This is a genomic window from Bradyrhizobium sp. CCBAU 45394 (genome assembly GCF_028128655.1).
GTDB lineage: Bacteria > Pseudomonadota > Alphaproteobacteria > Rhizobiales > Xanthobacteraceae > Bradyrhizobium > Bradyrhizobium diazoefficiens.
The window spans coordinates 1-14,163 of record NZ_LBIX01000159.1; the positions used below are offsets into that span (position 1 = coordinate 1).

General features: G+C 58.5%; 9 protein-coding genes and 3 pseudogenes. 6 read left to right on the forward strand and 6 right to left on the reverse strand.

Features of this window, described 5'->3' with window-relative positions:
• Window positions 1–413: transposase (locus WN73_RS18585; RefSeq protein ID WP_271554191.1), on the forward strand; the 413-nt coding region annotated here is incomplete at its 5' end.
• On the opposite strand, the gene WN73_RS18590 is transcribed toward WN73_RS18585, so the two are convergent.
• Window positions 346–1,698 (reverse strand): recombinase family protein, encoded by a 1,353-nt coding sequence (locus tag WN73_RS18590; protein WP_271554192.1) that lies wholly within the window; start codon window positions 1,696–1,698, stop codon window positions 346–348. The genes WN73_RS18585 and WN73_RS18590 overlap by 68 nt on opposite strands.
• A gap of 140 nt (window positions 1,699–1,838) precedes the next feature.
• Window positions 1,839–2,168 (reverse strand): ribbon-helix-helix protein, CopG family, encoded by a 330-nt coding sequence (locus WN73_RS18595; RefSeq protein ID WP_011084760.1) that lies wholly within the window; start codon window positions 2,166–2,168, stop codon window positions 1,839–1,841.
• A gap of 143 nt (window positions 2,169–2,311) precedes the next feature.
• Between WN73_RS18595 and WN73_RS18600 the strand changes: the two genes are divergently transcribed.
• The 5 genes and pseudogenes from WN73_RS18600 to WN73_RS18620 all read left to right on the forward strand — a co-directional run.
• The gene (locus WN73_RS18600; RefSeq protein WP_271554271.1) at window positions 2,312–2,527 is read left to right on the forward strand and encodes a reverse transcriptase domain-containing protein; all 216 of its coding nucleotides are present in this window, start codon (window positions 2,312–2,314) and stop codon (window positions 2,525–2,527) included.
• A gap of 189 nt (window positions 2,528–2,716) precedes the next feature.
• Window positions 2,717–2,929 (forward strand): annotated as a pseudogene (locus tag WN73_RS18605) (group II intron maturase-specific domain-containing protein); the annotation flags it as partial.
• A gap of 67 nt (window positions 2,930–2,996) precedes the next feature.
• A pseudogene (locus tag WN73_RS18610) lies at window positions 2,997–3,871 on the forward strand (IS5/IS1182 family transposase); the annotation flags it as partial.
• A 1,206-nt stretch (window positions 3,872–5,077) separates the two neighbouring features.
• Window positions 5,078–7,042 carry a glycoside hydrolase family 127 protein gene (locus tag WN73_RS18615; RefSeq protein ID WP_161533236.1) on the forward strand — a complete coding sequence of 655 codons (1,965 nt, stop codon included), beginning with the start codon at window positions 5,078–5,080 and terminating at the stop codon, window positions 7,040–7,042.
• 289 nt (window positions 7,043–7,331) lie between these two features.
• A pseudogene (locus WN73_RS18620) lies at window positions 7,332–7,729 on the forward strand (IS5/IS1182 family transposase); the annotation flags it as partial.
• Between the two features lie 114 nt (window positions 7,730–7,843).
• Here WN73_RS18620 and WN73_RS18625 read toward each other — a convergent pair.
• The 4 genes from WN73_RS18625 to dctA form a co-directional block, all read right to left on the reverse strand.
• Window positions 7,844–8,230, reverse strand: a complete 387-nt coding sequence (locus WN73_RS18625; protein WP_161533237.1) for a response regulator transcription factor — start codon at window positions 8,228–8,230, stop codon at window positions 7,844–7,846.
• Window positions 8,231–8,328: 98 nt separating this feature from the next.
• Window positions 8,329–9,000 (reverse strand): response regulator transcription factor, encoded by a 672-nt coding sequence (locus WN73_RS18630; RefSeq protein ID WP_097669510.1) that lies wholly within the window; start codon window positions 8,998–9,000, stop codon window positions 8,329–8,331.
• Window positions 8,997–11,669 carry a PAS domain S-box protein gene (locus WN73_RS18635; RefSeq protein WP_097669511.1) on the reverse strand — a complete coding sequence of 891 codons (2,673 nt, stop codon included), beginning with the start codon at window positions 11,667–11,669 and terminating at the stop codon, window positions 8,997–8,999. The genes WN73_RS18630 and WN73_RS18635 overlap by 4 nt, the downstream gene beginning before the upstream one ends.
• Window positions 11,670–12,631: 962 nt before the next feature.
• Window positions 12,632–13,945, reverse strand: a complete 1,314-nt coding sequence (gene dctA, locus WN73_RS18640; protein ID WP_271554202.1) for a C4-dicarboxylate transporter DctA — start codon at window positions 13,943–13,945, stop codon at window positions 12,632–12,634.
• Window positions 13,946–14,163: the final 218 nt, after the last annotated feature.

The window sequence follows — 14,163 nt, forward strand, 5'->3', positions numbered from 1 at the left end:
CAGCACAACCGCACCCAACCTGGAAAGCTCCCTCGCGTCGTCGCTGTGCTTGGTATTTGAGCCGGGATCTGGATCAGATCGATGCTGACGCCAGGCTGTTCCTCGGTCACTTGTTTGCGCGAGCTCCGGAACTCGCCACGACAGCAGAGCTAGCGAAGAGGTTTGTGTCTCTTCTCAGGGGCAGCGACATCGCCGAGCTCGATAAATGGATCGCACAAGCAGCCACCAGCGAGCTCAAGAGCTTCGCCAACGGCATCGCGCGCGACATCGACGCGGTCCGAGCGGCAATAACTACCTCCTGGACAACCAGTCCAGTCGAAGGCCAGATCAGCAGGATCAAAGCCATCAAACGACAAATGTATGGCCGGGCAAGCTATCCGCTATTACGTCGACGTGTCCTTCTGGCTGCTTGAGTATGACCGGGCAACCTATCCAACCCAAGCTACCAAGCTGCACCAAATGTGCGGAAGAACCCCTGATTGTCGCGCTATAGGGATCGGCGTTGCGCGCCGCCTTGAGGCGGCGCTCAAGTTCGTCTTCGATGAGGTGTCGGTCTTCAAGTAAACGCGCGATCTCTTTCCATACCACCTCGTCCAGCAAATCCTGGCGCATCGGGCGACTGTCGCAGACCGGCCCGCCGAGCCGGCGCCGGCCATCCGAGCCCAAGCAGCGGTAGTAATGGATGGTTCGAGCGCTCGACCTGGTGGAGGTGCGATAGAGCCCATAGCCGCATTTGGCGCAGCTCAACAATCCTTGCAGGGCGCTCGGCGTGATCGTGCGTCGCGGGGCATGCTTCTTGTTGGCTTCCAAAAGCTCGTTCGCCAATGCGAAGGTCTCTTCGCTGATGATGGTCGGCACGGGGATTTCGATCCACGCTGTGCGAGGAAGCTCATGATTGGCGCTATTGCGAGGCGCGACGCCGCCGCGCAATCGCAACGGCCGCGTCACACGCATGCGCGGCGCGATCCGCGTCTTGCCAAAGCAGGCCGTTCCTTTATACGCCGGATTGCGCAGCATCGCCCAGACCGTCGAGCGCTCCCAGCGGCCTGTTTCTTTGGCTGTCGGAATCTGGCGCTCATTGAGCAGGCGCGTGATGGCGCCGATGCTGTGGTTTTTTGCGGTGTAAAGCTCGTAGACCCAGCGCACGATACCGGCCTGTCGCTCGTCGATCTCATAATAGGCGGCCGAGTGATCGGTCTTGCGCTTGTAGCGATAGCCAAACGGAGCGCCGGAAAGCACGCTCACTTGGCCTTGAAGGGCGCGATGGCGCTTCCCTCGCCGCGACCGTTCCAGGATTTGAGCGCGTTCATATTCGGCGATCATGCCCTGAAACTGCAGCAGGAGCTCGTCTTCCGGCGTCGCTGCCCGTCTCGAGCGAATGAACAAGACCTCGACGCCGGCGCGCGCGAACTCTTCGATAAGAAGGATTTGATGCGCATAGCGCCGGCTCAGCCGATCGGGAGCGTAGACGAGCACGGCTTGGATCCGCCCTTCTGCGGCGAGATCGCGCAGTCGTTCAAGTCCGGGGCGCAACAAGCTCGCGCCGCTATAGCCGTCGTCTTCGATCACCCATTCCGCCGGCACGTCGCAGTTCTGCTCGCGCGCGAAAGCGATCAGCGCGCTCGTCTGACTGGCGATCGTGTTCTCCTCCTTCTGTTTGTCCGACGACACTCTGGCGTAAATCGCGGCGGTCTTCATCTTCGCCTCCCGTCACATCGGCGCCAGCGCGCGCGAAGCGCACCTGATCTGGAACGAGAATTTCGTAAACCTGTTCAAGTTTGACGGCGACGAGGCGATCGAACGCAAATTCGAGTCGAACGTCGCGTTTTCTTCGCCGCTCAGCCATCTTCGCGGACAGACGCGAGATAAGCGGCCACCGCTCGGCGCATCACCTCGCTTGCCGAAAGCCTGGAAGCCGTCGCATGCGTCTGGAGTTTTTGGGCAAGATCGGCCGGCATCTTCAGGGAGAGCGTCACTGATGGCTGCGGCGCGGGAAGGAGCCGCTCCCTGCTTTTGGCCACTTCGAGATAGCGATAGGCCTGCCGCAGCGACAAGCCGCTTTCGCGCGACAGCACCAAGGCCGCCTCCGCCATGCCGATTTTCTTCGCGAGCAAGCGTCGCGCCGCCCTCAGCCGCTCGGCTTTCTGCGCTTGCGTCGATCGAATCATATGACATAACGGTATTACCTTTTGCGTCTCAAATCAACAACGGCTCTATCACGCCAGCCGACGATGACGCGTTCAAAGCGGAAGTTATCATTTGCGTTCAGGGAGCCGTCAGTCCAATCCTGGCAAACTTGTTCCTGCACTACGTGTTCGACGTTTGGATGAAAGGGTCTTATCCCCACATTCCGTTCGAACGCTACGCCGACGACATCATCTGCCATTGCCGCACGCGGCAGGAAGCGGAGGAACTTAAATCGGCGCTGGAACGACGGTTTGCTGACTGCCATTTATTGCTGCATCCGGAGAAGACTAAAGTGGTCTACTGCGCTGACAGCAATCGACTACCCGCGTATCCATTTTGACTTCCTAGGCTTTAGCTTCCGCCCCCGTATGGCGAAGAACCGGTGGGGCAGGATCTTCACCTGCTTCCTTCCGGGCGTGAGTCCGAACTCTCTCAAGAAGATGAGGGCTCGCATTCGAGGATGGCGCTTGCCTCGGCACTCGCCGCTTCCGCTTGAAGACATCGCGCGTAGTCTCACCCCGTCCTTCGGGGCTGGGATCAATACTACGGGCGATTCTACCCGACGGAACTGCGTAGGCTCTATGAGTACTTCGATGAGCGCCTCGGCGCGTGGCTTCGGTGCAAGTACAAGCAACTGAAGGGCCATCGGGGACGGTCGTTGCGGAAACTCAACGAGATGGCGAAGCAAAATCCAAAGCTCTTTGTCCATTGGCAAAAGCTTGGACGGGCCACGGTTGGATGACAGGAGCCGGATGATGCGAGAGTATCACGTCCGGATCTGTGAGCGGCCGAGGGTGAAACTCCCTCGGCCTACTCGACAATATTTCTGCGGCGAGTTGAGCTTCTGCCACCGGCTGCCGTTCGATCGATCGTCGATGACGCGCTGGCGCCAGCGGCTCGGCGAGGAGCAGCTCGTCGCGCTGATCCAGGAAAGTCTGTCGGTGGCGCACAAGACAGGCGCCATCGGTCCCAAGGACCTGGAGCGGGTGGTAGTCGATACCACGGTGCAGCCCAAGGCCGTTGCGCATCCGACCGACACGCGGCTGATGCATCGGGCCATCACCAAGCTCGTCGGGCTCGCCAAGCGCAACCGTGTGCCGCTGCGCCAGAGCTATCTGCGCCTGGCCAAGCGCGCCGCCATCATGGTCGGCCGCTATACCCACGCTCATCAGTTCAAGCGCGCTCGGCGTCGACTCAAGTTCCTGCGGACGCGGCTTGGCCGGATCATCCGCGACATCCGCCGCAAGATTGATGGCGATGCGGTGCTGGAAGCGCGCTTTGGCCCGCTGCTCGATCTGGCGCAGCGGGTGCGCACCCAGGATCAGCATCAGCGCGGCCCCAAGGTCTATGCGTTACATGCGCCGGAGGTCTCGGCAAGGGGAAAGCCCGCGCGCCCTACGAGTTAATGGCATGGACCACGCCCGCTCCCGGCGGCAACATAAAGTCCCCGGTAAGAGAAGGAGCGCAAGCCATGCCCCATACGATGGTCACGATCGGTATCGATCCAGGCAAGAACACCGCATGGACCGCAACTATCTCAAAGGTCGCGTCGGCGACCGCATCAATGCCGTCCTCGCCGCGGGCCGGCTACAACGTCGGCCTGCTCCTGCGATGGCTCGCAGAACTCTTGCGTGCCATCATCCGCGCCTTCGCCGAAACTGTCCCGGCTCAAAAGATCGCTTAAATCAGCGCTCGTCCGCGTTTTTCACGGAGGACATCCGAAGTTGCTCGTAGCTGCCGTATGCTGCGCGACCTCAGGCAATGCCCTCGTCAACCCGCCCGTGCTCCGCTGAGCGGCTAGACGACGATCTGAGCGTGACTATGGCGTGGGCGATCTCAGACGGAGAACGATCCCGGCATCAGCAGGTCAATCATAGACCGATTCAGCTGGATGAGCAGAATCAGTCGTGCTTGCGTCATCATCCTCAACCCTGACTATCGCCAATGGGAGTGAGCGTTACCTTCCTGCCGCTCGAGTGGAACGGTCGATAACAATCGGGAATTGCGGACAATGGGGAGATCCAAGTCGGCTCCTGGTTACCCAGCCTGCAACCGCTTTGCAGGGCCAGATTAGCCTGAAACGCGATGCAGAACTAATCCTCACACCTTGCCGAAGCCGACGAGCAAATCGGTGCAGACAGCTTCGGGTCGCTCCGCCGCGGCTAATTCATTGGCAGCGCCTGCGCGCGACAACTTACTTTTCATGACCGCCAGCATTCGCGCCACGTCGGGAAGTTGAGCACGCGCTTCGCCCCCGAAACGATTGCTTGGGATTAGCGGTCGAGTTTCTCCCTTAGATCGCGCGTAGCAGCAACTCATTCAATCCGGTTAAGCCGCACGCGCCACCGCGGCCCTCCCCACCTGCTACGCGTCATCAAAGGATCGTTAGAAACCGGACATTCCCGCGCAAAGCCGAGCGCCTGGAATCAAGTGCAGGTAATTCGCCGCGTCGGAAGGACGCGGCGCCACCGGCTATGTGCGGCAGGCAAGTATTATTGGCCATTATCTGACCCAGCGACAGCCGACCGGCTCGTATAGCAGGATCGACCAGCCTCGCGGCGACGCGGGATTTGGCACGACTGGCAAATTCGGTTGGTGGGCCAGCGATCGCATCGGGTTCCTATCGCGGAGCCGTAGATCTGGTTGACCAGAACAACCGCTCCTCATTCTCGGCATGGGAATTGCTATCCCGCTCCTCGAACGAGACTGCTGTCAGCGCATGTCTGGGAGTGCGGCGCCGTAGGGCAGCCTCTACGTCTCTATCGTTTCAACGCTCGCACCGAAATATGATTATGCACGCAAATCTTAGGGTCACAACCTCAACAACGCAACATAGTGAGCTGGCTTGCTGGGTTAGGCGTCCGTTCGCAATACTCCAAGGAGGAACGAGATGAATGATCGGAATGTGGCCGAAGTCGATCTTCACGACCTACAGGTCTTGGATCCGCTGATTGGGAAATGCCAGCAGCTGGTCAGGGAAGTGACAATTCCCTACCAATGGGAGGTGCTGAACGATCGCGATCCCGAGGCAATACCGAGCCACGCGGTAGAGAACTTCCGCCTTGCCGCCGGACGTGCGAGGGGCCAGTTCCATGGCACGGTTTTTCAGGACAGTGACGTCGCAAAATGGCTTGAGGCGGCTGCATGGTCGCTATGCCAGGCACCCAATCCAGACCTGGAGAAAGCCGCTGATGAGCTGATTGAATTGATTGCGGCGGCCCAATGCGGCGACGGCTACCTCAACACTTATTTCATACTGAACGCGCCTCAGGAGCGCTGGACCAACCTAGCGGAGTACCACGAGCTTTATTGCGCCGGCCACTTGATTGAAGCGGGTGTCGCGTTCTTTCAGGCGACTGGCAAACGGCGATTGCTGGAGGTCGTTTGCAGGCTTGCTGACCACATCGGCAGAGTTTTTGGCCCGGAGCGCGATCAGTTGCACGGCTACGATGGCCATCCGGAAATCGAACTTGCGTTGGCACGCCTCTACGAAGCGACAAAGGAGCAGCGATATCTCACGCTAGCCAACTATTTCGTGGAGCAACGCGGCACGGAGCCACACTTCTACGACATTGAGTACGAGAAACGCCAGCAATCCTGCGTCCCCAAATCGGACGGCACGCCTTGGATGATAAAAAATAAAGCGTATAGCCAAGCGCACTTGCCACTTTCGGAGCAGCGGACTGCAATCGGTCATGCGGTTCGTTTTGTATACCTCATGACCGCGGTAGCTCATCTCGCGCGTCTGCGCCAGAACGAGCAGCAGCGCCAAGCTTGCCTACGGCTATGGCAAAACATGGTCCAGCGCCAGATCTATATTACCGGAGCCATCGGCTCGCAAGTCGCTGGCGAAGCGTTCAGCAGCGATTACGATCTGCCGAATGATACGGCGTACGCGGAAAGTTGCGCATCGATTGGCCTGATGATGTTCGCACGCCGTATGCTGGAGATGGAACTGGACGGTCGCTATGCGGAGGTGATGGAGCGCGCGCTCTACAATACCGTTCTCGGCAGTATCGCGTTCGACGGGCGTCACTATTTCTATGTTAACCCGCTCGAAGTGCATCCTAAAACGCTGAGGTCTAATGGCATCTACAATCACGTCTCGCCGGTGCGACGACGCTGGTTTGGCTGCGCGTGCTGTCCACCGAACATCGCACGCCTTTTCACATCGATTGGTCATTACATCTACACGCCCCGCACCGACGTGCTCTATGTAAACCTCTACGTTGGTAATAGGGTGGCTATATCCATCGACGGACATACGCTGCAGTTGCTCGTAAGCGGCAGCTATCCCTGGAGAGACGAGGTGGAAATCGCCGTCGAATCTGCGCCGCCAATTGCCCACACGCTCGCCCTGCGCCTGCCGGAATGGTGTAGCGCGCCGCAGGCGAGCCTGAACGGCGAGCCTGTCAATTGCGAGCCGCGCAAGGGCTATTTGCACATTCGTCGAACATGGCGGCAGGGAGATCGCGTCAAACTATCGCTGCCGATGCAAGTGCGTCGCGTATACGGCCATCCACAAGTTCGCAATTTGGCCGGCAAGGTGGCCATCCAGCGTGGCCCGTTAATTTATTGTCTGGAGGAAGCCGACAATGGGACCGAGTTACACAACGTTTGGCTTCATGCAGACAGTCGGTTTTCCCTTGTCGAAGGAACTGGTCTCTTTAACGGCAAGATCTTGCTGCAGGCTGACGGGGCGCGGTTGCAACACACCCATTCTGAAGAAGCGGTTCTTTATCAGTACGACAAAGTGGCTGGACAGCTAGAACCGCAGCGGCTGACATTCATTCCGTGGTTCAGCTGGGCTAACCGCGGCGAAGGCGAAATGCGGATTTGGATAAATGAGCATTGACGCCGAACGCGCGGGGCGCGCTTCCACGAATCGAAGTTTGATAACTTTTCTAGCGATATCGTTGCTCAAAGTCTGGAAATCGGCCAAAATATGGAAGGCGGCTCGTCCGCGAACTCCACTGCAACGTCGACACCCAGAACCCGACATGAGGTGGCGCGGCGCAACTCCGGCGTCAGCAGGTCAATCATCGATCGACCTGATTTCTAATGGAGGAGCATCCTCGGGCGTGCTCGCCGCCTCTCATCAAACCTGATGAATGCCAATGGCACGAGCGTACCAAGGCGCTGCAGGCAATCCCTTTGACGGCCACACGCTCGGCCCCGTGGTCGCCGACATGGAGAAGCTCACCGGCATGGAGGCTCGTCGTATCCACGTCGAAAAGGGGTACTGCGGCCCAACTACCCGCACCGGTTCAGGGTCTGGATCTCGGGTCAGGTTCGCCGCGTCACGGCTTCCATCCGGAGCGAGATGAAGCGTCGCGCGGCTGTCGAACCCGTCATCGGTCACGTCAAGGCCGAGCACCGCATGGACCGGAACTATCTCAAAGGCCGCGTCGGTGACCGCATCAACGCCGTCCTCGCCGCGGCCAGCTACAACTTCGGCCTGCTCCCGCGATGGCTCGCAGAACTCTTGCTTGCCATCATCCGCGCCTTCGCCGAAACTGTCCCGGCTCAAAAGATCGCTTAAATCAGCGCTCGTCCGCATTCGTCACGGAGAACAACTTAATCCGTCGTCCTGGCGAGATTGTCGTCGCGTGGAGCGTTTAGATCGGACATGAACCCAAGCTGCAGGTTGATTGCATCAGATGCCCTCTCGGCCACCATACGCCTTCAGTGCGGTATCGAGGAGCTCGATTAACGCTTGTCCGCCAAAGGGTTTGGCGAGGAAGCCAATCGCTCCGGCGCCCAGGGCTGACGCGCGCACGCGGTCGTTGGGGAAAGCCGTAATGAAAATGAACGGTGCGTCGTAGCCACGCGTCCGCATCTCTGCCAACAGCTCCAGGCCGCTCATAGCCGACATCTGCACATCGGTAATGACACAGGATGTCTCGTTCAACTGCGGCGACCGCAAGAGTTCCTCGGCCGACGCAAATATTCGGACGATGTAGCCACGCGATTTCAAAAGGTTCTCTGTCGCCGCACGGACTGAGGCGTCGTCGTCAACGACGGAAATCAAAGGCGTAGACAACACGAGCCCTCCCGACGCGGGTATAGTGGCTGCCAAAGTAGTAGCCACATTCGCCGAAAGTGGGCTTGAGTGACGAAATTGTAAAATCATACGTGGGTTTATTCGGGACGATTGGCGCGGATTCCCAGCGTCTCAGTCATTCTGATCAAGTCGGCCAGCGACCGGGCACGCATCTTTTTCATGACGTGTCCACGGTAGATCTTGACCGTAATCTCGGCGAGCCCAAGCTCGGCTGCTACCTGCTTGTTCATCAGGCCGGCCGCGACCAGTTTCATCACCGCCTGCTCGCGCGGGCTTAAGGTTTCAAATAGAGACTGCAGCTTCGCGACGGTCTGCTGAGCCTGCCGTCTTTTGCGATCGCGTTCGGTCGCCGCAACCACGGCATCAAGGAGTTCCTGGTCGCGAAACGGTTTGCTGAGAAAATCGACCGCTCCTTCCTTCATGGCCCTGACGCTCATGGGAACGTCGCCATGGCCGGTAATGAAAATGATCGGAATATGTATGTTTAACCTCGCCAGCTCGGTCTGGTATTCAAGGCCGCTCAAGCCTGGCAGCCGGACATCAAGAACGAGACAGCTAACAACGTCCGGAACTGTGCTCTGCAGCATTTCGCGGGCCGATCCGAATGCAACCACGTCCAACCCTACCGATCGAAAAAGGTTCGTAAGCGAGCGACGCAGGGAGATGTCATCCTCGACGACGAAGACTATCGGCTTTGTCGACGCCTCGGCATTGCTGCCTTCACCTGGCGAGTCAAATCGTCCTGTCACGAGACGGCCTCCTTATGCAGCGGCAGGGCAAACTGGAAGGTCGCGCCCGGTCCATCTTTGTGGACGATTGACAGCCGCCCTCCGTGAGCTTCCACGATCGATCGGCAGATCGAAAGACCCATTCCAAGGCCACTCGCCTTTGTGGTGAAGAAGGGATCTAAGACGCGGTCCGCGTCGTCTTCGGCGACCCCGACGCCGCAATCGGTCACGGCAAGCTGCACGTGCCCCAGATCGTCCTTTGATGATTGAATCAGCAGTTCGCGCGTCCGGTCTGTAACGGCGTCCATGGCTTCGATTCCGTTCATCACCAGATTGATGATCACCTGTTGTAGCTGAATCCGGTCGCCGAAGATCATGGGCAGCGCGGCCGTCAACTCGGTTCGTAACGTCACTCGGTGGCTAACCAGCTCTCGTGTTACCAGCGCAATGACGTCCTTAACGACCTCATTGATATCGAGCGGCACCATCTCAATCTGGCCTTTCTTCGCGAGTGTGCGAACACGACGGATCACCTCGCTTGCCCGGATCGCGTCTTCGATGATCCACTCCACCGAAGAGCGCGCGGCGGAAAGATCAGGAGCGTCGCGACCCATCCAACCGAGGCACGCATCGGCGTTGCTGATAATAGCGGCGAGTGGCTGGTTTATTTCGTGGGCGATGGAAGTTGTCAGCTCGCCTAACGTCGTTACACGCGTCACATGCGCAAGCTCCGCCTGTGCCTTTCGTAGTGCTTGTTCGGCTTGATCGGCGCGAATGGTAGCGGTGATATCAGTGCTGACGCCGCGGTAGCCGAGAAAATTGCCCTTTCCATCGAAAAAAGGCTTGCCACTCGTGCGGACGTAGATCAGAGATCCCATCCGAGTCACGGTGCGGTAGACGAGATCCCGAAACGGGAGATGGGCCTCCAACATCGCCCGATGCTGCCGCCACTTCTCGGGTTCCTCTTCGACGTCGCACGCAATGTCCCAGCGAAGCAGGCCCATCACTTCTGTCGCCAAAATTCCCGCAGTGCCGGTGTGCTCGGATAAGTGAGTGACCTGATGATCCGGCCCGGTCTCCCAGAGCCAGTCGGAAGCTGTTTCGGCGTAGTCGCGAAAGCGCTGTTCGCTTTCGCGCAGCGCAGCAAGTGTGTTCTCCAGGCGTTCCCTAGCTGCGTGCTGTTCGGTGACATCCATATGTGTTCCGATCAGCTCGCTGACGTTACCGTCGCTGCCGACCACCACGTGCGCAACGGCGTGTATGCGCCTGATCCCGCCATCTGGTAGAAGGATACGGAAATCATATTCGAACCGCCCCTCCTTGTGTTCAATTGCCTGGCGCTGCACCTCCTGTAGCCGCGGCAAGTCGTCCGGATGGATGCGCGATCGAATGGTCTCTATCGATACCGGCTCTTGTGGGCTAAAGCCAAACAGACGATCGACCTCGGCGGAGCGATACACGAAATCTAGACCGTAGACGTCCCAGGACCAGCTGCCCGTGTGACTGAGATGCTGGGCTTCGGCCAGATAGGCCTCGCTCCGGCGCAGCTGCTGTTCTGCTCGCCTCGCCGCCGTGATATCCGTAGCTGCCCCAACAAACTCGATCTCACCAGAGGCAGTTCTCGTGACTCGTGCCCGCGCATGGATGTGCTTCACCGAGCCGTCCGGTAGCAGCAGCCGGTATTCGTGCTCGAAATCGCTCAGGTCTCGCATCCCTCGATCGATAGTTTCTCGAACCGAAGCCCTATCATCTGGATGAGTGCGCTCAACGACGAGCTGCGGCGTCGGGACCGTCTCAGGGTCTAGTTGGAAAATCCGAAATGTTTCCTTTGACCAGAGGGCCTTGCCGGTGGTGGCGTTCCAGCTGAAGCTGCCCGTATGGCTCAACTCCTGCGCCTGGGCCAAATGTGCTTCGCTCCGCTGCAGGGCAAGTTCGGTCCGCTTTCGCTCCGTGATATCTTCGCAGGCTATAAGGATGATGGGCTGGTCATCGGTCCAGAGCATGGCTTTGGCGTTTTCACGTACCCACAATATCGAGCCGTCCTTCCTGACTTTCTGGACATCCCAAGTGCGCGATTGTCCGATATCCTCAAGGCATTTCCGAACGCATTGGCGAACGAACGCGCGATCCTCCTCAAGAAAAACGCGCAGCACGGATTGACCGGTCAGTTCAGCACGAGCATAACCGAGTTGTGTCGCGCCGAACGTATTGACGTTGAGGACAGTGCCGGCTTCATCGACCATGAAGTACATGGCCGGATTGTGCTCGAAGATTGCGCGCCAGCGTTTTTCGCGATCCTCTAAATCCGCCGCACTCTGCTGAAGCTTGGCCGCGGCCACACGCGCAGCCTCTCTTTCCTGGCGGAGCTTTCCGATCAGGTGCGTTCCCACAATCGAGACAATAAAAAAAGCAACAACTACCGGAAGATCTTGCGGGTCATCGATTCGCAGACTGAACGCCGGCGGCGCAAAGTAGTAGGTGAGAGCAGCGATGGCTAGGATGCAGAGCGCTGATGACGCGACGAAGCTGCCCATCAATGAAAACAGCAAGACCACTAACAAATAGGCGAACGCCGTCGCGGCGAAATGCGACTGAAGGTACAAGCAAAGCAGTGTTACCGCGGCCAGCGTTATGCTGCCGAAAGTAAATTGAGGAGCTGAACGTTTAAAATTGCTGATGTGGCTACGCATTTTGATAACGTCCGGCCTTTCCGGCGGGAGAACTATAACATTTTAGGCAAAAATGGGGCAATCCCCGCCGCCCGGCCCCTGGTGGGCGGTTCCGAGATTGATTGCTTGCTGCGGAACTCAGCACGCGCCGAGAAAAAACGCATCATAGACATACGTATAGTTGTTCTAAACATTCTAATATTGCGCGCCGGCGCGCCTGCATTCGAAGCTGAGATGTCTGCTTTCCTCAGCTGTCGATAACCTCAGGGCAGGCGCTTGAGGCTGCGGCCGATGACAACCCCCTTACGCCAACGGCACAAGGACAGCGGCTGCAGTTTCCCCAAGACCTGGAGGCGGAACAATCAGGCGCCCCTCGCCGAACCCGGCAAGAGCAGGGACAAGCTGCCGGACCACTCATCTCGCCGGCACGATCGGTCATGCGGAAGAAAGCGCAATGGTCATGTGTCAAAAAGCGAGGGCGAAGTTACGCGACTGCTTTGGTGCCCTAGGGCCAGCACGCCAGATGTGGAGGACCTTTCCCCGAGTAGTTAGCCGCAATCGAGCGCGCAACGACGCCGGACCGGCACCAGCCGTGTGCGTGGTCGGGCGAGGCAAGTGCAGTGACCGCGCACATCGGCATTTGTTGGCTGGACCAACACCCAGCTCCGTCAGGCTGACACGTTCTGTCGCTATCATGTTATCTAGCCCGGCAAAATGTTGCACAAGCGTTCAGATAGCCGGGAGCATTGACGGCCAAAGACGCGCTTGAAATGACTGTTAAAAAGCTCCTACTCTTTTTGCTCGCGTGGGGCATCTTTTCAGGGGCGGCTGCCGGGCGCGACGCGGAGGGCTGCGCACTGGAGATCGCGTGAGAAAGTCCCGGCTCGTGTCAAGTCGACTGTGCGGATTCGAAGTGCGAGAAATGTGGCTCCGCTTGCATTCGATGCGTCTTCGAATGGCGGCGGTCAAGTCCGGGACCTACCTCATTGTTCTTTTACGATAGTGCTGGAAACGGTGGGCTGGTTGAGACGAGCCTGCAGCGTCTTGTGCTCGAGCTCGTTTTCCCACCAGGATACGAACACGGCGGCGATGCCATTGCCGGTGATGTTGGTAAGGGCGCGCACCTCGCTCATGAACTTGTCGATCGAAAACACGATTGCCATGCCCGGCACCAGCGCCGGATTGACCACCGACAGCGTTGCAGCGAGCGTGATAAAGCCGGCGCCGGTGACGCCGCTTGCTCCCTTCGACGTTAGCATTGCCACGAGCAGGATCGTGAGCTGCTGGCCAAAGGTGAGATCGACCCCGAGTGCCCGGGCAATAAACAATGTCGCAAGTGTCATGTAGATATTGGTGCCGTCGAGGTTGAAGGAGTAGCCAGTAGGCACCACCAGGCCGACCACGGGCTTGGAGCAGCCCAGCCGTTCGAGCTTCTCCATCAATTGCGGCAGCGCGCTTTCAGAGGACGAAGTGCCGAGCACGATCAGAAGCTCGTCCTTGATATAGATAATGAACTTGAATATTGAAAAGCCTACGAGGCGCGCGATCAGACCGAGCACCACCGCCACAAATAGCGCCGCCGTAGCGTAAAACAGCGCGATCAGACCGATCAGATTGCCGAGTGCTGCCGGCCCGAACTTGCCGATCGTGAAGGCCATGGCGCCGAAGGCGCCGATCGGGGCCGCTTTCATTATGATAGCGATTACGCCGAACACCGCGTTCGCGACGTCGTCAATGATGCCGCGCAGGCGCTCCCCACGCTCTCCCAGCGCCATCAGCGAAAAGCCGAATAGGATCGCGAATAGGAGAACCTGCAGAACATCGCCGCGAGAGAAGGCGCCGACCACGGTATCGGGAATGATGTTGAGAAAGATATCAACGGTCTTCGAGGCTTCCGCCTGCTTGACGTAATTGGCGACCGCCGCAGCATTCGGCTTAACCGCAAGGCCATGTCCGATTTGGACCAGATTGCCCATAACGAGGCCCAAAAGCAATGCAAAGCTGGAGACGATCTCGAAATAGACCAGCGCCTTGACGCCGACGCGCCCGACTTTCTTCGCATCTTGAATATGCGCGATACCAGATGTGACGGTGCAGAAAATAATCGGCGCGATCACCATCTTGATGAGCTTGATGAACCCGTCACCGAGCGCCTTGACCCAGTCGTTGGTCGCGACGGACGGCCATAGGCAGCCGACCATGGCGCCAATCAAGATCGCAATCAGCACTTGGACGTAGAGAATCTTATACCAAGTTTGCGACGCGCGCGCGGGCGCCGCAGTTGCCATGGTGGTCATGACGCTTCCTTCCCGAAAATACTCGAATGTGAGCCGTCCCGTCGTTGAGAGGAGACAGCGTCATACGAGACTCATCATTTTTTAGCCGGGTCCAATTGGAGACGGTTCCGAGAGCCGGCGCGTCGTTCCAAGGGCAGGCGTTCAGTTACGTATCCTTTCTCGTTAAGCAAGATATGCACCAGACGCGCAAACTGCGGCCGATTAAGTAGTCGCGGACA